This is a genomic window from Streptomyces sp. NPDC026206 (assembly GCF_040638465.1).
Taxonomy (GTDB): domain Bacteria; phylum Actinomycetota; class Actinomycetes; order Streptomycetales; family Streptomycetaceae; genus Streptomyces.
The window spans coordinates 83,632-106,673 of record NZ_JBEZYL010000018.1; the positions used below are offsets into that span (position 1 = coordinate 83,632).

Annotated in this window: 19 protein-coding genes; 8 read left to right on the forward strand and 11 right to left on the reverse strand. The window is 71.9% G+C overall.

Features of this window, described 5'->3' with window-relative positions; translation table 11 throughout:
• Positions 1-51: 51 nt before the first annotated feature.
• From AB0F13_RS23105 to fahA, 3 genes are all read right to left on the reverse strand, one after another.
• Positions 52-579 carry a hypothetical protein gene (locus AB0F13_RS23105; protein WP_362085404.1) on the reverse strand — a complete coding sequence of 176 codons (528 nt, stop codon included), beginning with the start codon at positions 577-579 and terminating at the stop codon, positions 52-54.
• Positions 580-687: 108 nt separating this feature from the next.
• A complete protein-coding gene (locus AB0F13_RS23110) occupies positions 688-1,416 on the reverse strand; it encodes a GPP34 family phosphoprotein (RefSeq protein ID WP_362085407.1) in 729 nt (242 codons plus the stop codon).
• Positions 1,413-2,609: a fumarylacetoacetase gene (fahA, locus tag AB0F13_RS23115; protein ID WP_362085410.1), complete on the reverse strand. Its 1,197-nt coding sequence runs from the start codon at positions 2,607-2,609 to the stop codon at positions 1,413-1,415. Before fahA ends, AB0F13_RS23110 begins: the two co-directional genes overlap by 4 nt.
• A 232-nt stretch (positions 2,610-2,841) precedes the next feature.
• Here fahA and AB0F13_RS23120 point away from each other — a divergent pair, with 232 nt between their 5' ends.
• From AB0F13_RS23120 to AB0F13_RS23145, 6 genes are all read left to right on the forward strand, one after another.
• Positions 2,842-4,107: an ATP-grasp domain-containing protein gene (locus AB0F13_RS23120; protein WP_362085413.1), complete on the forward strand. Its 1,266-nt coding sequence runs from the start codon at positions 2,842-2,844 to the stop codon at positions 4,105-4,107.
• A gap of 106 nt (positions 4,108-4,213) precedes the next feature.
• Positions 4,214-5,419 carry an NAD(P)-binding domain-containing protein gene (locus tag AB0F13_RS23125; protein WP_362085416.1) on the forward strand — a complete coding sequence of 402 codons (1,206 nt, stop codon included), beginning with the start codon at positions 4,214-4,216 and terminating at the stop codon, positions 5,417-5,419.
• Positions 5,420-5,628: 209 nt separating this feature from the next.
• Positions 5,629-6,639: a polyprenyl synthetase family protein gene (locus AB0F13_RS23130; RefSeq protein ID WP_362085419.1), complete on the forward strand. Its 1,011-nt coding sequence runs from the start codon at positions 5,629-5,631 to the stop codon at positions 6,637-6,639.
• Between the two features lie 259 nt (positions 6,640-6,898).
• A complete protein-coding gene (locus AB0F13_RS23135; protein WP_362085422.1) occupies positions 6,899-8,203 on the forward strand; it encodes a DUF2092 domain-containing protein in 1,305 nt (434 codons plus the stop codon).
• Positions 8,204-8,246: 43 nt separating this feature from the next.
• Positions 8,247-9,209 carry an ABC transporter ATP-binding protein gene (locus AB0F13_RS23140; protein WP_362085424.1) on the forward strand — a complete coding sequence of 321 codons (963 nt, stop codon included), beginning with the start codon at positions 8,247-8,249 and terminating at the stop codon, positions 9,207-9,209.
• On the forward strand, positions 9,196-10,080 hold the full coding sequence (locus AB0F13_RS23145; protein ID WP_362085427.1) for an ABC transporter permease: 885 nt from the start codon (positions 9,196-9,198) through the stop codon (positions 10,078-10,080). The genes AB0F13_RS23140 and AB0F13_RS23145 overlap by 14 nt, the downstream gene beginning before the upstream one ends.
• A 94-nt stretch (positions 10,081-10,174) precedes the next feature.
• Here AB0F13_RS23145 and AB0F13_RS23150 read toward each other — a convergent pair whose 3' ends face one another.
• The 8 genes from AB0F13_RS23150 to AB0F13_RS23185 form a co-directional block, all read right to left on the reverse strand.
• Positions 10,175-11,545, reverse strand: coding sequence for a M28 family metallopeptidase (locus AB0F13_RS23150; RefSeq protein ID WP_362085430.1), 1,371 nt, complete (start codon positions 11,543-11,545; stop codon positions 10,175-10,177).
• Positions 11,546-11,656: 111 nt separating this feature from the next.
• Complete coding sequence (gene rarD, locus AB0F13_RS23155) at positions 11,657-12,649, reverse strand: EamA family transporter RarD (protein WP_362085433.1); 993 nt, start codon at positions 12,647-12,649, stop codon at positions 11,657-11,659.
• A 127-nt stretch (positions 12,650-12,776) separates the two neighbouring features.
• Positions 12,777-14,747 carry an APC family permease gene (locus AB0F13_RS23160; RefSeq protein WP_362085436.1) on the reverse strand — a complete coding sequence of 657 codons (1,971 nt, stop codon included), beginning with the start codon at positions 14,745-14,747 and terminating at the stop codon, positions 12,777-12,779.
• A 187-nt stretch (positions 14,748-14,934) separates the two neighbouring features.
• A complete protein-coding gene (locus tag AB0F13_RS23165) occupies positions 14,935-15,996 on the reverse strand; it encodes a 2-oxoacid:ferredoxin oxidoreductase subunit beta (protein WP_362085439.1) in 1,062 nt (353 codons plus the stop codon).
• The gene (locus AB0F13_RS23170; protein ID WP_362085442.1) at positions 15,989-17,959 is read right to left on the reverse strand and encodes a 2-oxoacid:acceptor oxidoreductase subunit alpha; all 1,971 of its coding nucleotides are present in this window, start codon (positions 17,957-17,959) and stop codon (positions 15,989-15,991) included. Before AB0F13_RS23170 ends, AB0F13_RS23165 begins: the two co-directional genes overlap by 8 nt.
• A gap of 264 nt (positions 17,960-18,223) precedes the next feature.
• Positions 18,224-18,883, reverse strand: a complete 660-nt coding sequence (locus AB0F13_RS23175; RefSeq protein WP_362085537.1) for a response regulator transcription factor — start codon at positions 18,881-18,883, stop codon at positions 18,224-18,226.
• A 192-nt stretch (positions 18,884-19,075) separates the two neighbouring features.
• Positions 19,076-20,431: a sensor domain-containing protein gene (locus AB0F13_RS23180; RefSeq protein WP_362085444.1), complete on the reverse strand. Its 1,356-nt coding sequence runs from the start codon at positions 20,429-20,431 to the stop codon at positions 19,076-19,078.
• Positions 20,432-20,630: 199 nt separating this feature from the next.
• Positions 20,631-21,851, reverse strand: coding sequence for a sensor domain-containing protein (locus AB0F13_RS23185; RefSeq protein WP_362085447.1), 1,221 nt, complete (start codon positions 21,849-21,851; stop codon positions 20,631-20,633).
• 172 nt (positions 21,852-22,023) lie between these two features.
• Between AB0F13_RS23185 and AB0F13_RS23190 the strand changes: the two genes are divergently transcribed.
• Together AB0F13_RS23190 and AB0F13_RS23195 are read left to right on the forward strand one after the other, a co-directional pair.
• A complete protein-coding gene (locus AB0F13_RS23190; protein ID WP_362085450.1) occupies positions 22,024-22,440 on the forward strand; it encodes an NADH-quinone oxidoreductase subunit A in 417 nt (138 codons plus the stop codon).
• Entirely contained in the window at positions 22,431-23,036 is a 606-nt protein-coding gene (locus AB0F13_RS23195; protein ID WP_362085453.1) for an NADH-quinone oxidoreductase subunit B family protein, read from the forward strand. Before AB0F13_RS23190 ends, AB0F13_RS23195 begins: the two co-directional genes overlap by 10 nt.
• The last annotated feature ends 6 nt before the right edge of the window (positions 23,037-23,042 follow it).

Consider the following 23,042-nt stretch of genomic DNA (forward strand, 5'->3'; position numbering starts at 1 on the left):
GTGACGGGGCACCGGGCGGCGGCATGTCTGCGGATACCGGTGCCGGTGAGTTCAGCTGCCCGGCTTCGCCGGGATGCCGCCGGGGAGGCCGGCGGCGGGCTTGCCGTCGGCGCCCACGGCCTTGCTGAACTTGTCCTCCTTGCCGGAGGCCCAGGCCACCGTGAAGGACTTGCCGTCGAAGTTCTTGACGGTGCCCGTGGTGTAGTCGGTGCTGCCGTCCTGGCAGCGCTTGATGTTGATGGTGACCGGCTGCGCGTTGTCGACCAGCGTGCCCGAGCAGGCGGTCTTTCCGCTCAGCATCACCGTGCTCTGGGCGAAGGACAGGATGACGAGGCTCTTGTCAGTGAGCTTGCCCCCGTTCGACCAGCCGCCCGCGAGGTCGGCGGCCGAGACGTTGTTCTTGCCCGGAGTGCCGCCCGGCGTCTGCCCCTTGGAGGCGTCGCCCGGCGTCTGCTTGCCGGCGTCCGCGCTGGGCGTGGCGCCGGTCTTCTTGCCCTCGTCGTCGCTGCTCTTGCTGCAACCGGTCATCAGCACAGCGGCGATGATCGCCGCCCCCGTGATCTGTACTGCCTTGCGCACGTGCGCTCTCTCCTCCGTCGTGGCTCAGCCCCTGGTGGAACTGGACACGACAAGTTAGCAGCACCACCGGAAGGGCCACGGAAGTCGCCGGGGACCGGTCGGCGCCCTTCAGTCGCCCCCTCCGCAGCCGCCCCCGCCCCCGCCGTCGCCACAACTGCCTCCGCCGTCGCCGCAGCCGCCCCCGCCGTCGCCACAACCGCCCCCGCCGTCCGAGGAGGAGACCACTCGCACATTCCGGCGGACCGCACGGGCGATCCATTGCTCCTGCATGAGGCGACGCGCGGACCTGCGGTCCTGCCGCCCGCCCCAGCCCGGATAGAAGGTGGCGGTGAGGCCTATGGCGGCGGCCAGGGCGGCCAGCGCCCGGCTCCGGGGATCGGGGAAGCCCGCATGCCGGGCGCTCTCGAAGCGCTGCCGCGCCGGGGTGGTGAGGTCGACCGTGCCCACGGGGTAGCTCAGGCGCCGGACGGTGCCCACGGACTGCCTCTCCACGCGCAGCGCCCTGCGATCCAGCAGCCCCATGGCCCAGGACGCCTCGCGGCCTTCGGAGGTGGTCCGTATCCACTTCCAGGTCGTGATGCCCCGGCCGCCGGGCGCGGGCAGGCTCGCCAGCGCCCTGGCGAGCCGCAGGTCCTCGGGCGGAGCGGGGGCGGCCGCGACCGGCCGGCCCCGCTCCGCCACGACCTGCCCGCACAGTTCCAGCTCCGCCAGCACGGCCCCGGCCAGCCCGTACTCCAGGTCCCGGGGCGGGCACAGCTTCCTGCCGTCGGCCGGGGCGTGCGCGAGCAGCAGTAGTTCCTCGGGCAGCATGAGCCCGGGGGTGGAAGAGGCGCTCACGCGCCCGTGTCGCGCGCCGTGCGTGCCGGGACGATGCGGCCGGTGACCTCTCCGAGCCCGATCCGCGCACCGTCCGGGCCGGGGGCCCACGCCGTGAGCGTGACCTCGTCGCCGTCCGCCAGGTAGGGGCCCTTGCCCTGGGTGAGTTCGAGCAGACAGCCCAGCTGGTCGGGCTCGGGGCCGCTGACCGTACCGGAGGCGTAGAGGTCGCCCGTGCGCAGCGAGGCGCCGTTGACCGTCATGTGGGCGAGCTGCTGGGCGGCCGTCCAGTACATGGCGGCGAAGGGCGGCCGGGAGACCGTCTCGCCGTTGATGGTCACCTCGATGCGCAGGTCGATGCCGCCGGGCTCGGCGGCCGCGTCGTCGAGGTAGGGCAGCAGCGGGTGGGTGCGCTCCGGCGGCGCCGTGCGGGCCTCGTCGAAGGCGTCCAGCGGGGTGATCCACGCCGAGACGGACGTCGCGAAGGACTTGCCGAGGAACGGGCCCAGCGGCACGTACTCCCAGGCCTGGATGTCGCGCGCCGACCAGTCGTTGACGAGGCAGACACCGAAGACGTGCTCGCGGAAGGCGTCGAGCGGCACCGGCGTGTTCACGGGTGCCGGCGTGCCGACGACGAAGCCGACCTCGGCCTCGATGTCCAGGCGCAGGGAAGGGCCGAACGAAGGAGCGGAGTCCGCGGGGGCCTTGCGCTGGCCCTGCGGGCGGACGACGTCCGTGCCGGAGACGACGATCGTGCCGGATCGGCCGTGGTAACCGATCGGCAGATGCTTCCAGTTGGGCGTGAGCGGCTGGTCGGCGTCCGGGCGGAAGATGCGGCCCACGTTGCTCGCGTGGTGCTCGCTGGCGTAGAAGTCCACGTAGTCGGCGACCTCGAACGGCAGGTGCAACGTGACGTCCGCGAGCGGGTGGAAGTGTGCCCCGTCGGCCAGCCAGCCGCGGATCTCGGCCCGTACCGCCTGCCATGCCGGCCGGCCCGCGGCCATCAGGGGGTTGAGGGTCGGGCGGTCCAGCAGGGAGGCGTAAGCGGAACCGTGAGCGGCGGCCGCGGCCGCCGCGTCGAGGACGTACGCGCCGTAGCGGACGCCGATGCGCGGGCGGTCGGGCGCGTCCGCGGTGGTGAAGACGCCGTACGGGAGGGTGTGCGCGCCGAAGGGGTCGCCTTCGGGCAGCTCACGGGGGCTGTGCTGGGGCATGGGACGCTGCCTCGCCTTCTCCTGGACGCTCCTTGCGAGCTGGTGGACCGTGCCACACATTACGTGGTGACCGCTGCTGGGCAAGAGGTGTCCGACTGGTGTCCGACCGGAGGCTAAAGGGAGGGCAATGTCCGGTAACTCCTTGCTGGACGCGGCGATTCCGAAGTAGCGTCCTAAGTCGGGTCACACACAGTGGGGGGCCGCTGAGGCTGGGTGGCCGAGGGGGGTGCTGGTGGCGAGCAGGAGCGCGCCCGTAGCGGCGGACCGGTCCGTACCCGGGCTGATTGTGAAGATCGGCGACTACCCCCTGCACCACGGCGGGGTGGGCGCGATCCGCAGCCTCGGCCGGCTGGGTGTCCCGATGTACGCCGTGACCGAGGACAGATGGACTCCCGCCGCCGCCTCCCGCTATCTGCGCTCCGGCTTCGTCTGGCCGACCACGGGCACCGAGCGGCCCGAGGAGCTGGTGGGGGGCCTGCTGCGCATCGGGCGGAAGATCGGCCGGCCGGCGGTGCTGATCCCAACCGACGAGGAGGCGGCCGTGCTGATCGCCGAGCACGCCGAGGCCCTGCGGAGCTCCTTTCTCTTCCCGCCCGTCGAGCACGCGCTGCCGCGCCGGCTGGCGAGCAAGCAGGGGCTGCACGAACTGTGCGCGGAGCACGGCGTGCCCTCCCCGGCGGCACTGTTCCCGGCCTCGTACGCGGAGATCGAGAAGTACGCGTCGGTGGCGTCCTTCCCGCTGGTGGCAAAGAACCGCGAGGCCTTCGAGCGGCGCCTGCACCCCGCCGTGCACGGCACGACCCGCATCGGCGGCCCGCGCGAGCTGCTGGAGATGGCGCGCGGCTGGGGCCCGTCGCCGGGGGTGATCCTCCAGGAGTACCTGCCGCGCGAGGAGGCCGAGGACTGGATCGTGCACGCCTACTTCGACGCGGAGAGCACCCCGCTGGCGATGTTCACCGGCGTGAAGGTGCGCTCCTGGCCGCCCCACGCGGGCATGACCGCCAACGCCTACGTCGTGGACAACCCCGAACTGGCCGCCATGGCAGCGCAGTTCATCAAACAGATTGGGTTCTGCGGGATCGTCGACCTGGACTGGCGCTTCGACCGGCGCGACGGCCGGTACAAGCTGCTGGACTTCAACCCCCGGATGGGCGCCCAGTTCCGGCTCTTCGAGAACGAGGCCGGCATCGACGTCGTACGGGCCCAGCACCTGGACCTCACCGGGCGGCCCGTTCCGGAGGCCGAGCAGCTCACGGGCCGCCGGTTCATCGTGGAGAACATCGACCTGCCCGCCTTCGCCGCCTACCGGCGCAGCGGCTACACCACCCCCCACGCCCCCGCCCGGGCGAACGGCACGGAGCTGGCGTGGGCCGCCCGCGACGACATGAAGCCGTTCTTCACCATGCTCGCCCGGTTCGTGCGGCCGGGCGCGCGGCATCTGTGGCAGCTGTGGCGTTCCAGGCGCCACTCCGCCGCCGTCGCCGAGCAAGCCGACTGAATCCCGCGTACTGACGAATCCGCGTACCGACGAAACCCGCGTACCGACGAATCCGCATATCGACGTCGCCCGGCCGTGTGCCGCGCAATGCCCTGGGAGGGAACCCGTGACACTTCCCGTAGCCGTCATCGGGGCCGGTCCGTACGGCCTCTCGACCGCAGCTCATCTGAAGGCGCGCGCCGTGCCGACGCGCGTCTTCGGCTCGCCGATGGTGAGCTGGCGGGAGCACATGCCCGCCGGGATGCTGCTCAAATCCACCCCCACCGCCTCGAACATCGACGCCCCGCAGCCGGGCCACACCCTCTCCGACTTCTGCCGGGACGTGGGGGAGCGGCGGTTCGAGTCGGACTGGGACACCATTCCCGTGGAGACCTTCGCGCGCTACGGGCTGTGGTTCCAGCAGCGGCTGGTGCCCGCCCTGGAGCGGGAGCGCGTGGTGTCGGTGGAGCGGCGCAGCTCCGGGTCGGGCTTCGAGCTGAAGCTGGACTCGGGGGAGCAGTTCGCCGCGCGGGCCGTGGTGGTCGCCACGGGCCTGAGCGGGTTCGCCCAGCTGCCGCCCGAGCTGGCCACGGCCGTCCCGGACGGGCCCTCGGTGAGCGGCGCGATCTCGCACAGCTCGCAGCACCGCGACCTGTCGGCCCTCGCCGGGCGCGACGTGGTGGTCGTCGGCGCCGGGCAGTCCGCGCTGGAGACCGCGGTGCTGCTGGCCGAGGCCGGCGCCGGCGCGGTACGGGTCCTGGCCCGGCGGCGCGGTGCGGTGCGGTTCGGGGCGGCGCCGGACGGACAGTCGCCGCTGAAGCCGGACACCCCCTTCGGGCGGGCCTGGTCGCTGTACGCGTTCTCGTACCACGCCGACGGCTTCCGGCACCTTCCGGCGCCCACGCGCCGGTTCCTGGTGCGCCGGGTGCTGGGGCCGCTGGGCGCGTGGTGGCTGCGGGAGCGGTTCGTGGGCCGGGTGCAGGTGACCGAGGGCAAGCAGATCGTGCGGGCGCGGGTGGAGTCGGGGCGCCCGGTGCTGACCCTGGCCGGTGAGGCGGAGGGCCCCCAGGACGAGCTGCGCGCCGAGCACGTCATCGCGGCCACGGGCTACCGGGTCGACGTGGCGGCCATGGACTTCCTCGGGCCCGGGCTGCGCACCCGCCTCGCGGTGAGCGCGGGCGGCCCCCGGCTGGGCGCCGGTTACCGCTCCTCGGTGCCGGGGCTGTTCTTCACGGGACTGCCGGCGGCGGCCAGCTTCGGCCCGGTGATGCGGTTCGTGTGCGGCACCGAGTACGCCTCCCCGCGCCTGGCCCGGGCGGTGGCGGCCATGTAGGGGTGCCGGGACGTCCCCGGACGCCGGGCGGGCCGGAATTCGGCCCGCCCGGCGTCCGGGGACCGGGGTCCGGGGCACAGCCCCGGCGATGGACGGTCGAAGGGGACGGCGCCCACGGTGATCGACAGCCGACCGGATACGCTGACTTTTGGTGAAGACAGCGACACATCGACAATCCCCGTGTTCGCAGGCAGACAGGAGTACCCCTCGTGACCGTCGTCGGGCCTTTTGGGCTGAGCGTGCGGGACCAGGCTCTTGAAGCCGATGTCCAGGCCGGGTTGGCCGCTGTCGAGGAGGGGCTCCTCGAAGCCACGAAGAGTGGCGTGCCCTTCATCACCGAGGCCGCCCAGCACCTCGTCCAGGCCGGAGGCAAGCGGTTCCGCCCGCTGCTGGTGATGCTCGCCGCGCAGTTCGGCGACCCGTACGCCCCGGGCGTGGTGCCCTCCGCCGTGGTCGTCGAGCTCACCCACCTGGCGACGCTCTACCACGACGACGTCATGGACGAGGCCGAGGTGCGGCGCGGCGTGGACAGCGCCAACGCCCGCTGGGGCAACTCGGTGGCGGTCCTGACGGGTGACTTCCTCTTCTCCCGCGCCTCGCAGATACTGGCCGACCTCGGCCCGGAGGCCGTACGCATCCAGGCCGAGGCGTTCGAGCGCCTGGTGACCGGCCAGATCCTGGAGACGGCCGGACCGCGCGGCGGACGCGACCCGATCGAGCACTACCTGGACGTCATCGCCGGTAAGACCGGCTCCCTCATCGCCGTCGCCGGGCGCTACGGCGCGATGATGTCCGGCGCCGACGAGCGGATCGTGGAGACCCTCACCCACTACGGCGAGCGGCTCGGCGTCGCCTTCCAGCTCGCCGACGACGTGCTCGACATCGCCAGCGACTCCCACGAGTCGGGCAAGACGCCCGGCACCGACCTGCGCGAGGGCATCCCCACCCTGCCGGTGCTGCACCTGCGGGCCCAGGCGGCGGCCACGGGCTCGCCGGAGGACCTCCAGCTGTGCGAGCTGCTCTCCGGCGACCTCGCCGACGACGACCTGCTCGCCGAGGTGCTGCGCCGGCTGCGCGTCCACCCGGCCCTGGAGCAGGCGCGACGTGACACGGTGCGCTACGCCCAGGAGGCCCGCGCGACGCTGGCGCCGCTGCCCGAGTGCTCCGCGAAGGGCGCGCTCGAGCAGCTCTGCGACGCGGTCGTCCACCGGGCCGGCTGAGGCCCGCCCGGGTCCTCGCGCCGCCCGGAGCTCCGCCGTTGGACGGGCTGCCCCTTAGGGGGCGTCATACCGGAGACGTACAGGGACTTGATCCCGTCGGCTGACGACCGCGCGTGGCCGGTTTGGTGCAATGGAAAGCGTCTTCTCCGGGGGATTCCCCGGACACCCGCGCCACCCTTGAGCGGTCGGGCCACAATGAGCCTGGATGTGGCCGAGTGCACGACGCGAGAGACCGCCGCCGACGACGGAGGTAGAGCACATGGCACGGATCCAACCGACACCGGGCACCGACGGGGCCGACGGTACGGGCGAGGCCGGCACCACGGGTACGTCCACGGGCCGCCGCAAGGCCGTCCGCTACGCGGTACCGGTCGCCGTGGCGGGCATCGCGGCCGCGACGATCGGCATCGGCTCGGCGCTCGCCAGCACCGGCGACCCGGACCTGCCGAAGATCAGCGCGCAGGAGCTCATAGCCAGGATGGCCGCGTCCGGCACGCAGCAGATGTCCGGCTCGGTGAAGATCACCACCGACCTGGGCCTGCCGTCGCTGCCCTCGGGCATGTCGTTCGGCCAGGAGGGCGGCGGCGGCAAGAAGGGCGGCAACGCCCCCTCCCCCGAGAGCAAGCTGAGCGAACTCTCCTCCGGTACGCACACGCTGCGGGTGGCCGTCGACGGCCCCGACAGGCAGCGCCTGTCCCTGGTGGAGCGCGCCGCCGAGTACAGCGTCATCCACAACGGCGACGAGGCCTGGGCGTACGACAGCTCCAGCAACACCGCCCTGCACTCCAAGGCACCCCGGCACAAGGCCGCCGACGACAAGCACGCTCCGCTCGCCGGCCTGCCGGGAGAGCTGAGCGGCGCCTCGCCGCAGGAGCTGGCCAAGAAGGTCGTCGAGGGTGCGGACTCCTCGACGACGATCACCGTCGGCGGCACGGCCAAGGTGGCCGGCCGGGACGCCTACCAGCTGGTGATCAAGCCGAAGCAGGGCGAGTCCACGGTCGGTTCGGTACGGATCGCGGTCGACGCGAAGAACGGCGTGCCGCTGAGGTTCACGCTCGCCCCCAAGGGCGGCGGCAAGGCGGTCGTCGACGCCGCCTTCACCAAGGTCGACTTCGGCAGGCCGGGCGCGGACACCTTCGCCTTCACCCCGCCCAAGGGCGCCAAGGTGACCGAGCGCGACGGCAAGGACGCCGCGTCCGCCGGGCGCGACCACAAGGGCAAGCTGCCCGAGGGGCTGGGCCTGCCCGCTGCCGGTGGCGACAAGGCGAAGGTCACCGGTGAGGGCTGGGCCTCGATCGCGGAGTTCGACGCGGGCAAGGACGCCGGTGGCGCCCTGTCCGGCAAGGGCAAGAGCGCGGTCAAGGGCGACCGGGACGGCCGGAAGAACGCCGAGGCCGCCGGTGCGCTGCTGGACAGCTTCGGTTCCAAGGTGTCGGGCGACTTCGGCTCCGGCCGTGTCTTCAGCACCCGGATCGTCAACGCCCTGATGACGGACGACGGCAAGGTCTTTGTCGGCGCCGTCTCCAAGGACGCGCTGGTCAAGGCGGCGAACGCCGCCAAGTAGGCGCGCGGGGACCGCAGCGGGACAGGCACACGGGGGGAATGCGATGCGGGAGCCGTCCGCCGACGGAGAAGCGGTGATCGCCACGCGTGCGCTCACCAAGCGCTACGGCGGTGGGCAGCTCGCGGTCGACGGCCTCGACCTCGTCGTGCCGCGCGGCAGCGTCTTCGGCTTCCTCGGCCCCAACGGGTCGGGCAAGACCACCACCATCCGCATGCTCATGGGCCTGATCGAGCCGACCTCCGGGGTCGCCCGGGTGCTCGGCGAGGAGATGCCCCGGGCCGGGCGGCGGGTGCTGCCCAGGGTGGGGGCCCTGATCGAGGGCCCCGCGCTCTACGGCTTCCTCACCGGCCGCGACAACCTCGTGCGGTTCGACGCCGCCGACCCGACGGCCGACCCCCGCACCCGCACGGCCCGGGTGGGCCTCGCCCTGGAACGGGTGGGGCTCACCGGCGCCGCCGGCAAGAAGGCCCGCGCGTACTCCCTGGGCATGAAGCAGCGCCTCGGCCTGGCCGCCGCCCTGCTCCAGCCCCGTGAACTGCTGGTCCTCGACGAGCCGACCAACGGCCTGGACCCCCAGGGCATGCGGGAGATCAGGGCCCTGGTGCGCGGCCTGGCGGCGGAGGGCACGACGGTCTTCCTCTCCTCCCACCTCCTCGACGAGATCGAGCAGGTCTGCACGCACGCCGCCGTCATGGCCCGGGGCCGGCTCCTGACCCAGGGGCCCGTGGGCGAGCTGGCCTCCTCCACCCGGGACCGGCTGATCGTCACCACCCCCGACACGGCGGACGCCGTCCGCGTCCTCAAGGAGCACGGAGTGAACGACCTGACGGTCATCGACGACCGCGTCACCGGCGAGCTCCCGGCCGGCCCGCCCGTGGAACTCGCCGACCTCAACGCCGCGCTCGTACGGGCGCAGGTGCGCGTCCGCGCCTTCGGCACCGAGCGGGCCTCCCTGGAGGACGCCTTCGTCGCCCTCACCGGGGAGGGCTTCGATGTCGCGGGCTGAACCGGCCGGTGTGCGGGGAGGCCGGGCCCCGGGCCGGCTGTGGACGCTGTCGCTCTTCCGCAGCGAAGTGAGCACTGTCTTCCGGCGCTGGCGGACCCTCGCCCTGCTCGGTGTGCTCGCCGTCGTGCCGGTCCTGGTGGGGATCGCGGTGAAGGCCCAGACCGGGGACGACGGCGGCCCGGCCGGTCACGGGGGCGGCGGCCCCGCCTTCATCAGCCAGGTCACCAACAACGGCCTCTTCCTGGTCTTCACCTCGCTCGCCGCGACCCTGCCGTTCTTCCTGCCGATGGCCATCGGGGTGATCGCGGGCGACTCCGTCGCGGGCGAGGCCGGCTCCGGCACGCTGCGCTATCTGCTCGTCGCCCCCGCCGGGCGGACCCGGCTGCTTCTCGCCAAATTCACTTCGACGGTGGTCTTCTGCTGCGCCGCCACGCTCGTCGTCACCGTCTCGGCGCTGACGGTGGGCGCGCTGCTCTTCCCCCTCGGCGAGGTCACGCTGATCAGCGGCACGACGGTGTCGTTCACGGACGGTCTGCTGCGCACGCTGCTGATCGCGGCGGTGGTGGCGGCCTCGCTCACCGGCGTCGCGGCGCTGGGTCTGTTCGTCTCCACGCTCACCGGCAGCGGCATCGCCGCGATGGCCACGACGGTCGGCCTGCTGATCACGGTCCAGATCATCGACCAGTTCCCGCAGCTGAGCGCCGTCCAGCCGTATCTCTTCCCGCACTACTGGCTCAGCTTCGCCGACCTGCTGCGGGACCCGGTCTACTGGGACCAGCTGCTGCGCAACCTGGGCCTGCAGGCGCTGTACGTGGCCGTGTTCGGCTCGGCGGCGTGGGCGCGCTTCACGGCGAAGGACATCACGGCGTGAAGCAGCCGGACGGGCTGGATCCAGCCCGTCCGGCGCCCGGGAACGAGACGCGCACGCCCCGGAGCGTCAGCCGCCCCTGGAGCGTCAGCCGCCCCTAGAACGTCAGCTTCCAGCTGTTGAGGCTGCCCGAGTCCTGAGCCGCCACGTCCTGGACGCGCAGTTTCCACGTCCCGTTCGCCGGCTCGGCCGAGGCGTTCACGGTGTAGGTGGCGACGACGTCCGCGGCCGAGTCGTCGGTGCTCGAGTCCTTCAGCCGGTAGGTGCGGCTGCTGGGGCCGACGAGGTCGATGACCAGGTCACCGCGGTAACTGTGCTTGATGTCGACACCGGCCTTCAGCGTCGAGGGCGCGTTGCCGCTGATCCCGCTGACGGTGACCGGGGACTCGACGGCCGCACCCGCGTCGGGGATGGAGAGCGAGGCCTTGCTCTCGAAGACCTTGCCGCCGGGCGGGGTGGTGGAGCCGCCGCTCAGCGTCCAGACCGCGTGGGCGATGGCATCGCTGTTGTTGTCCAGCGCGGTGTCGTTGATGTTGGCGGTGGTGTCGCAGGAGGCGTGGTAGCAGCGGTCGAACGGCTGGCCCGCCGTGCCGCCCCACTTCGTCGCCTGGGACGCGGTCTTGGTGTAGTCCGCGCCGCTGAAGAGGCCGCCGACGCGGACGCCCGCGTTCTTGAAGGGCGCGTGGTCGGAGCGGCCGTCGCCCTCGGTCTCGATCTCGGTGGCGATGTTCTTCGTGGCGAAGTAGTCCTTGAAGACGCCCTCGAGCTGCGGGTCGTCGTCGTAGACGAAGTAGCCCGGGTTGGGCGACCCGATCATGTCGAAGTTCAGATACGCGTCGATCTTTGAGCGCTCGCCGGCCGGCAGCTGGCGGACGTAGTTCTGCGAGCCGACCAGGCCCAGCTCCTCGGCTCCCCACCAGGCGAACCGCAGGTGCTTGCCCGGCTTGTAGCCCTGCTTGGCCACCGTGAGGGCGACCTCGAGGATGCCGGCGGACCCGGAGCCGTTGTCGTTGATGCCGGCGCCCCGGGAGACCGAGTCGAGGTGCGCGCCGGAGAAGATGACGTGGTCGGCGTCGCCGCCGGGCCAGTCGGCGATGAGGTTGTAGCCGACGGCGCCGTTCGAGGTGAACTGCTGGACGGTGGTGGTGAAGCCGGCGGCGTCCAGCTTGCCCTTCACGTAGTCGATGGACGCCTTGTAGCCGCTGCGGCCGTGCGCGCGGTTGCCGCCGTTGGCGGTGGCTATCGACTGCAGCTGGCCCAGGTGTGCCTTGACGTTGGCGACGGATATGTCGGGTGCCGCGGCCGCCGTGCCGGTGCTCCTGGCGGTGGCGGCAGCGGCGGTGGGGGCCGCGTTCGCCGGGACCGGGGAGACGCCGAGCAGGGTGGCGGTGACGGTCGCGCCCGTGGCCAGCAGGGCGGCGGCGCGTCGTGATCTTCGGGGCAGGGTGGGTCCGGTGAGTTCAAGCATGGGGGGCTCCCAACTCCATTTGACGTGGCCATGATGTTGAGGGCCCCCAGAATCCCCGTCAAGGGCAGATTTCGGTCACCGAACACTGCTTTCCGGATATCGGGCGCGGGGTCAGCCGGGCTGAGCTGTGGTTTCTGTGACCTGAGGGGCAATTGTGTTTTCTGTGTTACCAGTTGCGGCCCGCGCCTGAGCGGCCCTCAGCTCTGCCCGTGCGTGACGGGCCGTGCGCAGCGCGTCCCACGTCAGCATCGCGAGCGCCAGCCAGACGAGCGCGAAGCCCGCCCACCGCTCGGCGGGCATCTCCTCATGAAAGACCGTCAGGCCCAGGGCGAACTGGAAGACCGGGGCGAGGTACTGCAGCATGCCGACCACCGACAGCGGCAGCCGCACGGCCGCCGCGCCGAAGGAGATCAGCGGCAGCGCGGTGATGGCACCGGTGCCCAGCAGGAGCAGCATGTGGCCGGCGCCCCCGGAGGCGAAGGTGGACTCGCCCCGCGCGCCGAGGAAGAGCAGCAGGCCGAGCGCGGGCAGGAACTGCACGGCCGTCTCGGCGGCCATCGACTCCAGGCCGTCCAGCCCGACCTTCTTCTTGACCAGGCTGTACGTGCTGAACGTGGCCGCGATCGCGAGCGCGATCCACGGCGGCTTGCCGTAGCCGACGGCCAGGACGACGACGGCGGCCACGCCGACGCCCACGGCCGCCCACTGCGCGGGGCGCAGCCGCTCCCGCAGCACGAGGACGCCGAGGCCGATGGTGGCGAGGGGGTTGATGAAGTAGCCCAGGGAGGTCTCGACGACGTGCCCGGAGTTCACGGCCCAGATGTAGACCCCCCAGTTCGCCGAGATGACCGTCGCGCCGAGCGCGACCATCCCGAGCCGCCCGGGCTGCCGCAGCAGCGGGCGTATCCAGCCCCAGCGGCGCGTGACGGCCAGCACCACCAGGACGGCGCCGAGCGACCACACCATGCGGTGCGCGAGTATCTCCAGCGCGCCCGCCGGCTCCAGCAGCGGCCAGTAGAGGGGGAACAGCCCCCAGATCCCATAGGCCAGGACCCCGCACACCAGCCCGGTGCGGGTCTCGTTCCTCGACTTCTGCGGCTCCACGCGTTTCCTCCCAGGGGGCGCCGATGCCCACGACGACCTTGCGAAGGTAACGCCGTTCCGGGGGATGTGTCATACGCGTATCGGATGACGGTCATGACAGGGCCTGGTGACGGGCTGCCCGCCGCTCTCAGCCGTCCGTCCGCCCGGCGGCCCGCAGGTGTTCGATGGCCGTCGACACGTCGAACGGCAGGACCGTCACGGCGACGTTCGGCAGCTGCTCCAGGGCCTTCGCCATCTGGTCGCCCGTGTCGCGGTGCAGGAGCTTGCCCAGGGGGAGCGCGTACGTGCGACGGGGGATCAGCAGGGTCACGGCCGTCGTGCCGTCGGCCGTCACGCGCGCGGCCAGGGCCGCCACGGCGTGGCGCAGCCGCCGGTCGGGGCAGTCGACGAGCTCCAGGGGCACGGTGGTGCCCGAGGAGGCGTCCCAGCGGGCGGTCAGATGCCGGGCCCGGGCCTCGTCGATGACCACGTGCACGGCGCGTACCTCGTCCGGCCGCAGCTCGTGGGCGTAGCGCAGCGCCTTGACGGTGGCGAGGTCGAGGTTCTCGACGAGGACGAGGACGACGTGCCGCCGCCAGTGGGGCCGGTCCGTCGTGAACGCGGGAACGTTCTCCAGGACCTCGGCCTCCTCCCGGTACTCGCGGTTGATGCGGATCAGGGCCCACACGCCCAGCGGGAAGACCACCACGACCAGCCAGGCGCCCTCGGTGAACTTCGTGACCGCGAAGACCAGGACCACGAGCGCCGAGACGACGGCCGCGACCAGGTTCACCGCGATCTTCCAGTGACTCTCCCGGCGGCGCCAGTAGTGGGCCGTCATCCCGGCGGCCGCCATCGTGAAGCCGGTGAAGACGCCGATGGCGTACAGCGCGACGAGCTTGTCGACATTGGCCCGGGTCACCAGCAGCAGCGCCATCGAGACGACCGTGAGGCAGATGATGCCGTTGGAGAAGGTGAGCCGGTGCCCGCGTCGGGTCAGCTGCCGGGGCAGGAAGCGGTCCTCGGCGACGAAGCTGGCCAGGAAGGGGAAGCCGGTGAAGGGCGTGTTGGCGCCCGTGTAGAGGATGAGCGCCGTGGCCAGCTGGACGTACACCAGCCCGGCGGTCCCCAGCCAGCTGTCACCGAACACCAGGTGCGCCTCCTGGGCGATGACGGTCGGGTTGCCGTCCTCGTAGGGGATGGCGTGCGTGTAGTGGGCGAGCGTGGAGACGCCGAGCACCATGACGCCCAGGACGCAGCTCATGACGGTCAGGGTGCGGCGGGCGTTGGTGCCCTGGGGGCGGCGGAAGGCGGAGACGCTGTTGGAGATCGCCTCCAGGCCGGTCAGTGAGGAGCCCCCGTTGGCGAAGGCGCGCAGCACCATGAACAGCGAGGCCCCGTAGAGCCAGCCGCTTCCCGGCGAGCCGAGCGGCAGCGCCCCCGGCGCGTGCACGTCCGCGTGCGGCAGCCCGGCGCCCAGGGCCCGGCCGAGACCGACGGCCACTATCAGGGCGACCGCGAGCATGAAGAGGTACGCGGGCGCCGCGAACACCCGCCCCGCCTCCCGCACCCCCCGCAGGTTCCCGTACGCCAGCACCAGCACCACGCCCGCCGTGATGGGCAGCTTGAGGTGGTCGATCCCGGTGTAGCCCCTGCCGGTGAGGTGGGCGAGGGAGATCAGCGCGTCGGTGCCCGCGGCGGTCTGCACGGCGACCGTGACGATGTAGTCGACCAGCAGGGCCACCGCCGCGATCTGGGCGACCCGCGGCCCGAAGTTCTCACGGGCGACGACGTACGAGCCGCCGGCGCGCGTGTAGACGGAGACGACGTCGCGGTAGGAGAGCGTCAGCAGCAGCAGGACGAACAGGATCGCGCCCGTCACCGGCATCAGCAGCGTGAACGCGGCGACTCCGGCGACCGGGACGAGGATGCGCAGCATCTCCTCGCTGCCGTACGCGGTCGAGGACATGCAGTCGGAGGCGAGAACGCCCAGCGCCATCGGATTGGAGAGCTTTTCGCGGCCGAGCTGCTCGGTGACCAGGGGCGGGCCCAGGAGCAGTCTCTTGGCGCGGTACGCCAGCCGGTCGCGTACGACGGGGGTCGTCTCGGAGTCGGCCATACCCATATGAGAGCGGCTACCCCGTGGAAGGGGGGTGTGACGCTCCGGCGGGTAGGGATCTTTCCCCCACCCGCCCCTTCCGGGAATTCAGCCCGTCCGGCGATCGAGGACCGGGGGTCCGGGGGCGGGCCCCGCCACGCGGCGGGGCCGCACATCGATACAGCGGGAAGGGGCGGGTGGGGGAGACCTAGCCGACCACCGTCCAGGTGTCGTTGCCCGCCAGGAGCGCGGCGAGGTCGCCCTTGCCCTTCTGCTCGACGGCCGTCTCCAGCTGGTCCGACATCAGCGTGTCGTAGACCGGCCGGTGCACGCTGCGCAGGACGCCGATCGGCGTGTGGTGCAGGGTGTCGGGGTCGGCGAGCCGGGAGAGGGCGAAGGCCGTGGTCGGGGACGCCGCGTGCGCGTCGTGGACCAGGATCTGCGATTCGTTCCCGGGCGTGACCGCGACGACCTTCAGGTCACCGCTCGCCGCGTCCCGCACCACACCCTTCGCACCGTCCGCGCCGAAGCGGATCGGCTGCCCGTGCTCCAGCCGGATCACCGCCTCCTGCGCCTGGTCCTTGTCCTTCAGGGCGTCGAAGGCGCCGTCGTTGAAGATGTTGCAGTTCTGGTAGATCTCCACGAGCGCCGTGCCCGGGTGGGCGGCGGCCTGGCGCAGGACCTCGGTCAGGTGCTTGCGGTCGGAGTCGACCGTACGGGCCACGAACGACGCCTCCGCGCCGAGAGCCAGCGAGACCGGGTTGAAGGGCGCGTCCAGCGACCCCATCGGCGTCGACTTGGTGATCTTGCCGACCTCGGAGGTGGGGCTGTACTGGCCCTTGGTCAGCCCGTAGATCCGGTTGTTGAACAGCAGGATCTTGAGGTTGACGTTGCGGCGCAGCGCGTGGATGAGGTGGTTGCCGCCGATGGAGAGCGCGTCGCCGTCGCCCGTGACGACCCACACCGACAGGTCGCGGCGCGAGGTGGCCAGGCCGGTGGCGATGGCGGGGGCGCGGCCGTGGATGGAGTGCATCCCGTAGGTGTTCATGTAGTACGGGAAGCGGGAGGAGCAGCCGATGCCGGAGACGAAGACGATGTTCTCCTTGGCGAGGCCGAGCTCGGGCATGAAGCCCTGGACGGCGGCGAGGACGGCGTAGTCGCCGCACCCCGGGCACCAGCGCACTTCCTGGTCGGACTTGAAGTCCTTCATGGACTGCCTGGCCTCGGCCTTGGGCACCAGGGAAAGCGCTTCGATCGTCGTCTCAGCCATGGACGGTCTCCTTCAGGCCGTTGTTGATCGCCTCTTCGAGGCGGGCGGCCAGCTGCTCCGCCTTGAACGGCATTCCGCTCACCTGCGTGTAGGAGTGGATGTCGGTCAGGTACTCGGCCCGCAGCAGGGTCGCGAGCTGACCGAGGTTCATCTCCGGCACGACCACGTTGTCGTAACGCCTGAGCACCTCCCCGAGATTCCGGGGGAAGGGGTTGAGATGGCGCAGGTGGGCCTGGGCGATCCTGCCGCCGTCGGCCCGGACGCGGCGGACGGCCGCCGTGATGGGGCCGTACGTCGAACCCCAGCCGATCACCAGGGTGCGGGCCTCGCCGGAGGGGTCGTCGACGTCCAGGCGCGGGACGGTGATGCCGTCGATCTTGGCCTGGCGGGTGCGGACCATGAGGTCGTGGTTGGCCGGGTCGTAGGAGATGTTGCCGGTGCCGTCCTGCTTCTCGATGCCGCCGATGCGGTGTTCGAGGCCGGGGGTGCCGGGAACGGCCCAGGGCCGGGCGAGGGTCTGCGGGTCGCGCTTGTACGGCCAGAAGACCTCCGTGCCGTCGGCCAGCCGGTGGTTCGGCTGCGTTGCGAACTGCACCCGCAGATCGGGGAGTTCGTCCGTGTCGGGGATCCGCCAGGGCTCGGAGCCGTTGGCCAGGTAGCCGTCGCTCAGCAGGAACACCGGGGTGCGGTAGGTGAGCGCGATCCGGGCCGCGTCCAGGGCCGCGTCGAAGCAGTCCGCCGGTGTCCTCGGCGCCACGATGGGCACCGGGGCCTCGCCGTTGCGCCCGTACATGGCCTGCAGCAGGTCGGCCTGCTCGGTCTTGGTGGGCAGGCCGGTCGAGGGGCCGCCGCGCTGGATGTCGACGATCAGCAAGGGAAGTTCGAGGGAGACCGCGAGCCCGATGGTCTCCGACTTCAGTGCCACGCCGGGGCCGGAGGTGGTGGTGACGGCCAGCGCGCCGCCGAAGGCCGCGCCCAGTGCCGCGCCGATGCCGGCGATCTCGTCCTCGGCCTGGAAGGTGCGCACGCCGAAGTTCTTGTGCCGGGAGAGCTCGTGCAGGATGTCCGAGGCCGGGGTGATCGGGTACGAGCCGAGGTAGAGCGGCAGGTCCGCCTGGCGGGAGGCGGCGATCAGGCCGTAGGACAGGGCGAGGTTGCCGGAGATGTTGCGGTAGGCGCCCGGCGGGAAGGCGGCCGTGGCGGGGGCGACCTCGTAGGAGACCGCGAAGTCCTCGGTGGTTTCGCCGAAGTTCCAGCCCGCCCGGAACGCGGCGACGTTCGCCTCCGCGATCTGCGGCTTCTTCGCGAACTTCTTCCGCAGGAACACCTCGGTGGACTCGGTCGGCCGGTGGTACATCCACGACAGCAGGCCCAGCGCGAACATGTTCTTGCTGCGCTCGGCCTCCCTGCGCGGCAGGCCGGAGTCCTTGAGCGCCTCGATCGTCAGCGTCGTCAGCGGCACGGGGTGCACGTTGTAGGCGTCGAGCGTGCCGTCCTCGAGCGGGTTGGTGTCGTAACCCACCTTGGCCATGGGGCGCTTGGTGAACTCGTCGGTGTTGACGATGATCTCCGCGCCGTGCGGTACGTCGGCCAGGTTGGCCTTCAGGGCGGCGGGATTCATGGCCACCAGGACGTTGGGCGCGTCTCCCGGCGTGAGGATGTCGTGGTCCGCGAAGTGCAGCTGGAACGAGGACACACCCGGGAGGGTGCCGGCGGGCGCCCGGATCTCGGCCGGGAAGTTCGGGAGTGTCGACAGGTCGTTGCCGAACGACGCCGTCTCGGAAGTAAAACGGTCTCCCGTGAGTTGCATACCGTCTCCGGAGTCACCCGCGAATCGGATGATCACCCGGTCGAGCCGGCGCACCTCTTTTGCGCCGTCGGGGGCCGTGGCCCCGGTCGCGGTCTGGCCGCGCTGCTCGGCGGAATCGGCCTGCTCGGCCGGGCTGCTGACCTGGCTGGTCACTGCTTCGGACCTCCCTTATGGCGGCGCCGCGCACTCGGTGGCGCCGACCGGCGTTCCCCTGGCCATCGTACGTGGGCAAGGGTGGCCTTCACGGGAGGGATCAGCGGATAAAGCGCAGGAGGTGGCAGGGCTATGCCCCCGCTTGTCATGGTTTAGCAGGCCCCTGGGGCGCCCTTTTAAAGGCACCTTCCTGCCAGGGGCCTGCTCATCCTTTCGGACCAGGTCTCAGCTCCGGGCCGTCCGCCGCCGCCAGGTGATGGCGCGTCAGGAGCGCAGGTAGGTCAGCACCGCCAGGACCCGCCGGTGGTCCCCGTCGCTGGGCGACAGCCCCAGCTTCAGGAAGATGTTGCTGACGTGCTTCTCCACCGCGCCGTCGCTCACCACCAGCTGCTTGGCGATGGCCGAGTTCGTCCGTCCCTCGGCCATCAGACCGAGGACCTCGCGCTCGCGCGGCGTGAGCCCGGCCAGCACGTCCTGCTTGCGGCTGCGGCCCAGCAGCTGGGCGACGACCTCGGGGTCCAGCGCGGTGCCGCCCCGGGCGACCCGGACGACCGCGTCGGCGAACTCGCGGACATCCGCGACCCGGTCCTTCAGCAGATAGCCGACCCCACGGCTGCTGCCGGCCAGCAGCTCCGTCGCGTACTGCTCCTCGACGTACTGCGAGAGCACCAGCACGCCCAGCTCCGGATGGTCGCGGCGCAGCTGTACGGCCGCCCGTACGCCCTCGTCGGTGTGGGTCGGGGGCATGCGCACGTCGGCGACCACGACGTCCGGCAGGGCGTTCTCCGCGGCGAGCTCCCCGATGACCTTGATCAGCGCCTCCGCGTCGCCCACGCCCGCGACGACCTCGTGCCCCCGGTCGATCAGCAGGCGGGTCAGGCCCTCCCGGAGCAGTACCGAGTCCTCGGCGATGACCACCCGCACGCTGTCCTCCACCATCACGATCCACGGCCCCCTGGCGACGCTGAATTGGCTCGCGCGCACCGCGCGAGCGCTCCCAGCATCGCAGCACCGGCCCCGGAGCGGGGCGCTCCGGGGCCGGGCGGGACGGTGACCACGAGCCGCGGGGGCCCGGGGGGCGGCGGGACGGCGGCGAAGTCGAGGTGAAGGGGAGGGTCAGCCGCGCCAGGGCAGCTCGGCCGTCACGGTGGTCGGGCCGCCCGCCGGGGAGTCGACGAGCAGCAGGCCGCCGACCGCCTTCAGCCGCTCCGCCAGCCCGGCCAGGCCGCTGCCGGTGGTGGTCGATGCGCCGCCGGTCCCGTCGTCGCGGACCTGGATCAGCAGCCGGTCGCCCCGGCGCCACAGCTCCACGCGGGCGGTGCGGGCGCGGCTGTGCTTGCTGACGTTCCGCAGGAGCTCGGTGACGGTGAAGTAGGCGATGCCCTCGATGGCGGGCGCCGGGCGGGCCGGCAGGTCCACCTCGGCCGTCACGGGCACGGTGCAGCGCGCGGCCAGCGACGACAGGGCCGGGCCCAGGCCGCGGTCGGTGAGGATGGCCGGGTGGATACCGCGGGCGAGGTCGCGCAGCTCCTGGAGGGCGAGCTTCACCTCGCCGTGCGCCTCGTCGACCATCCTCGCGCCCGCCTCGGGGTCCTCCAGCAGCTTCTCCTTCGCCAGGCCGAGATCCACGGCGAGGGCGGAGAGACGGGCCTGGGCGCCGTCGTGGAGCTCACGCTCGATGCGGCGCAGGTCGGCGGCGGCGGTGTCCACGACGACCCCGCGGCCCTCCTCCAGCTCCCACATGCGCGCCGCCAGCTGCGAGGGTCCCAGCAGCCCCGACACCATCAGCCGGTCCACGCCGGCCAGGCCCCGGATGATCCACGGGGCGGCCAGGACCAGGAGCAGGCCGATGGCACCGGTGGCACCGATCTCGAAGGGCGTGTCGAGGTAGAGGGCGCGGCCGGTGTCGTCGCCGTACACCTGCATCCCCGGCTGGCCGGCGTACTTCGGGTAGATCCACTTGTAGGCCGGGTACAGGAACAGCGACCAGCTCACCGCCCATACCGCGAACGACACGGTGAAGGCGAATATCGCCCACGGCAGGTGCAGCACCCCGTAAAGCACGTGCCGCCAGGACGCCCCGTCCTTCAGGAGCGCACCCACCCAGCTCATCAGGCCACCGCCCGCCTTCTTGCCGGCCCGGCGCCGCCGGGGCCGTACGGGGCCGGGGGCGGCGACGTCCAGCCGCAGCAGCGCCCGGGCCCGCGCCCGTTCGAAGGCGCCCAGCCCGCGTGCCCCGGCGAGCGTGCCGGCCAGGACCGGCACGCCGAGGAAGGTGACCAGCAGGCCGACGCCGAGGACGGTCATCGTGACGGTGTACGCGAAGATCACGACCGCGACGGGCAGGCTGGTCAGGAGGTACAGGAACTCGCGCCAGGTGCGGCCTTCGACCGGCGCGCGCAGTACCGCGGGCACCCGGTGGGGCCGCGGCGCCGTCCCCGGCTGATCGTGAGTTCCGTAGTCGATGGCCATGTCCTCGTCCCCGTCGTCCGCTTCGTCTTCGTCTTCGTACGGTCCGCTTCGTCTTCGTACGGTCCGCCGGTGCTCGCCCGATGCCTCAAGACTGCTGTGCCGGACGGGTCCGGGACCATGCGGCAGGTCGGTGTCCTGGGGGTGGGGCTGTCCCCACCCCCAGGGCTGCGGCGCAGGTCACCGGGGCTGCGGCGCAGGATCACCGGGGTGCGGGCGTACGGTCGCGCCACGGCAGCTCCGCCGTCACGACGGTGGGACCGCCGACGGGAGAGTCGACGACGAACAGCCCGTCCACCGAGCCCAGCCGCTCCGCCAGCCCGGCCAGCCCGCTGCCGGTGGCGGTCGAGGCGCCGCCGGTCCCGTCGTCGCGGACCTGGATCAGCAGCCGGTCGCCCCGGCGCCACAGCTGCACGTCGGCGGTGCGGGCCCGGCTGTGCTTGCTGATGTTCTGCAGCAGCTCGGAGACGGTGAAGTAGGCGATGCCCTCGATCGCCGGCGCGGGCCGGGCCGGCAGGTCCACGGCCACCTTCACCGGAACCGTGCAGCGCGCGGCCACCGACGACAGGGCCGCGTCCAGGCCGCGGTCGGTGAGGATGGCCGGGTGGATACCGCGGGCGAGGTCACGCAGCTCCTGGAGGGCGAGTTTCACCTCGCCGTGCGCCTCTCCGACCATCTTCGCGGCTGCCTCGGGATCCTCCAGCACCTTCTCCTTGGCCAGGCCGAGGCCCATGGCGAGGGCGACGAGGCGGGCCTGCGCGCCGTCGTGGAGATCACGCTCGATGCGCCGCAGATCGGCGGCGGCCGTATCCACCACCACCCCGCGGTCCTGCTCCAGCTCGGCGATCCGCCGCTCCAGCTCGCTCGACGGGGACAGCAGCCCGCGCACCATCGCCCGGTCCGCGTTCGTCATCCCCCGCGCGAGGTGGCCCAGAACCGGCCAGCCGACGAAGAGGGCGCAGAGCGTGATGGCGAATGTGAGAACACCCCATGGCAGACGGATGAACGAATACAGCGTGCTGCGCCAGCCCACCGGGTCCTTCAGGGTCGTCCACAACCAGCCGAAGAACCCCCCGTCACCCCCGTTCCGGCGCAGGTCGCGGGGGAGCGGACTCGGCTCGTCGACCCGTACGCCCAGCAGCCTGCGCGCCCGGCCCCGCTCCATCCGGCCCAGCAGCCGCGCCCCCATCAGGCCGACCGCCAGCAGCGGCAGCCCCACCACCGTGACCGACAGCGCCGCGCCCGCGTAGAGCCAGGTGGAGACGTACAGGAAGCCGATCAGGGCCTCCGGCAGGTTCAGCAGGAGGTGCGCGACCTCCTTCCAGGTCGTGGAGCCGAAGGCGAACCGGACGGGAGGCAGCCGGTCCTCGGCCTCGGGGCCGGCTTCGTGAGCGATTCCGCTGGTGGCGGTGTGGGCGGTCATACGGCAAGCCTGCCCCGGCCGGGCGGACCGCCGCCATGGGGGTCATGGGTGGCGGTGGGTGGGGATAACCCCACCTCCGGCCGGGCAGCGCTGCTCGCCCCGGACGTGGCAGGGCCTAGACTCGCGTGCGTACAGATCGTCGAACAAACGGGACAGGGAACGAGGGGCGGACGTGCCGGAGGCGACCGTGCGCACCAGTAGCGCCGATGTCCAGCTCGCGGCGGACTACTTCCACAGCTATGCGGTGGTCGGGCTCGTCGCCGTGATCGGCGTGCTCTTCGTGGCCGTGGCCTTCGGGTCGGCACGGCTGCTGCGGCCGGTGGTACCGACGCCCGAGAAGCTGCTCACGTACGAGTGCGGGGTCGACCCCGTCGGCGAGGGCTGGGCGCACACGCAGGTGCGCTACTACGTCTATGCCTTCCTCTACGTGATCTTCGCGGTGGACTCGATCTTCCTGTTCCCCTGGGCGACGGTGTTCGCCGCGCCGGGCTTCGGTGGAGCGACGCTCGTGGAGATGTTCATCTTCCTCGGCTTCCTCGCCGTGGGCCTGTTGTACGCATGGAAGAAGGGCGTCCTCGAATGGACGTGACACCGTCCGTCGACCTTCCCGAGCCGCGCCGGCTCGGCACACTGGCCCGGCTGGCCCCCGAGCCGATGAAGGTCGTCCTGAACTGGGGCCGCCGCTACAGCCTGTGGGTCTTCAACTTCGGCCTCGCATGCTGCGCGATCGAGTTCATCGCCGCGTCCATGGCGCGGCACGACTTCATCCGCCTGGGTGTCATCCCCTTCGCGCCGGGCCCCCGCCAGGCGGACCTCATGATCGTCTCCGGCACGGTGACGGACAAGATGGCGCCGGCCGTGAAGCGGCTGTACGAGCAGATGCCCGAACCGAAGTACGTCATCTCCTTCGGCGCCTGCTCCAACTGCGGCGGGCCCTACTGGGACTCGTACTCGGTGACCAAGGGCGTCGACCAGATCATCCCGGTCGACGTGTACGTGCCGGGCTGCCCGCCGCGCCCCGAGGCGCTGCTGCAGGGAATCATCAAACTTCAGGAGAAGATCGCGCAGGAGTCGCTGAGCGAGCGGTACTCCCAGCCGTCCGCGGCGGCGCTGCGCAGCGGCCTGGTCACGCCGCCGGTGCCGGTGCCAGCGGCGGCGCCGGCTTCCGAGGAGACGGACGGATGAGCGAGC

Bases quoted from the DNA above. Each gene is read 5' to 3' on its own strand.
- fahA (WP_362085410.1), bottom strand. From the start codon at position 2,609: ATGCCCCAGCACAGCCCCCGTGAGCTGCCCGAAGGCGACCCCTTCGGC.
- AB0F13_RS23135 (WP_362085422.1), top strand. From the start codon at position 6,899: ATGGCACGGATCCAACCGACACCGGGCACCGACGGGGCCGACGGTACG.
- AB0F13_RS23140 (WP_362085424.1), top strand. From the start codon at position 8,247: ATGCGGGAGCCGTCCGCCGACGGAGAAGCGGTGATCGCCACGCGTGCG.
- AB0F13_RS23145 (WP_362085427.1), top strand. From the start codon at position 9,196: ATGTCGCGGGCTGAACCGGCCGGTGTGCGGGGAGGCCGGGCCCCGGGC.
- AB0F13_RS23150 (WP_362085430.1), bottom strand. From the start codon at position 11,545: ATGCTTGAACTCACCGGACCCACCCTGCCCCGAAGATCACGACGCGCC.
- AB0F13_RS23160 (WP_362085436.1), bottom strand. From the start codon at position 14,747: ATGGCCGACTCCGAGACGACCCCCGTCGTACGCGACCGGCTGGCGTAC.
- AB0F13_RS23165 (WP_362085439.1), bottom strand. From the start codon at position 15,996: ATGGCTGAGACGACGATCGAAGCGCTTTCCCTGGTGCCCAAGGCCGAG.
- AB0F13_RS23180 (WP_362085444.1), bottom strand. From the start codon at position 20,431: ATGGCCATCGACTACGGAACTCACGATCAGCCGGGGACGGCGCCGCGG.
- AB0F13_RS23185 (WP_362085447.1), bottom strand. From the start codon at position 21,851: ATGACCGCCCACACCGCCACCAGCGGAATCGCTCACGAAGCCGGCCCC.
- AB0F13_RS23195 (WP_362085453.1), top strand. From the start codon at position 22,431: ATGGACGTGACACCGTCCGTCGACCTTCCCGAGCCGCGCCGGCTCGGC.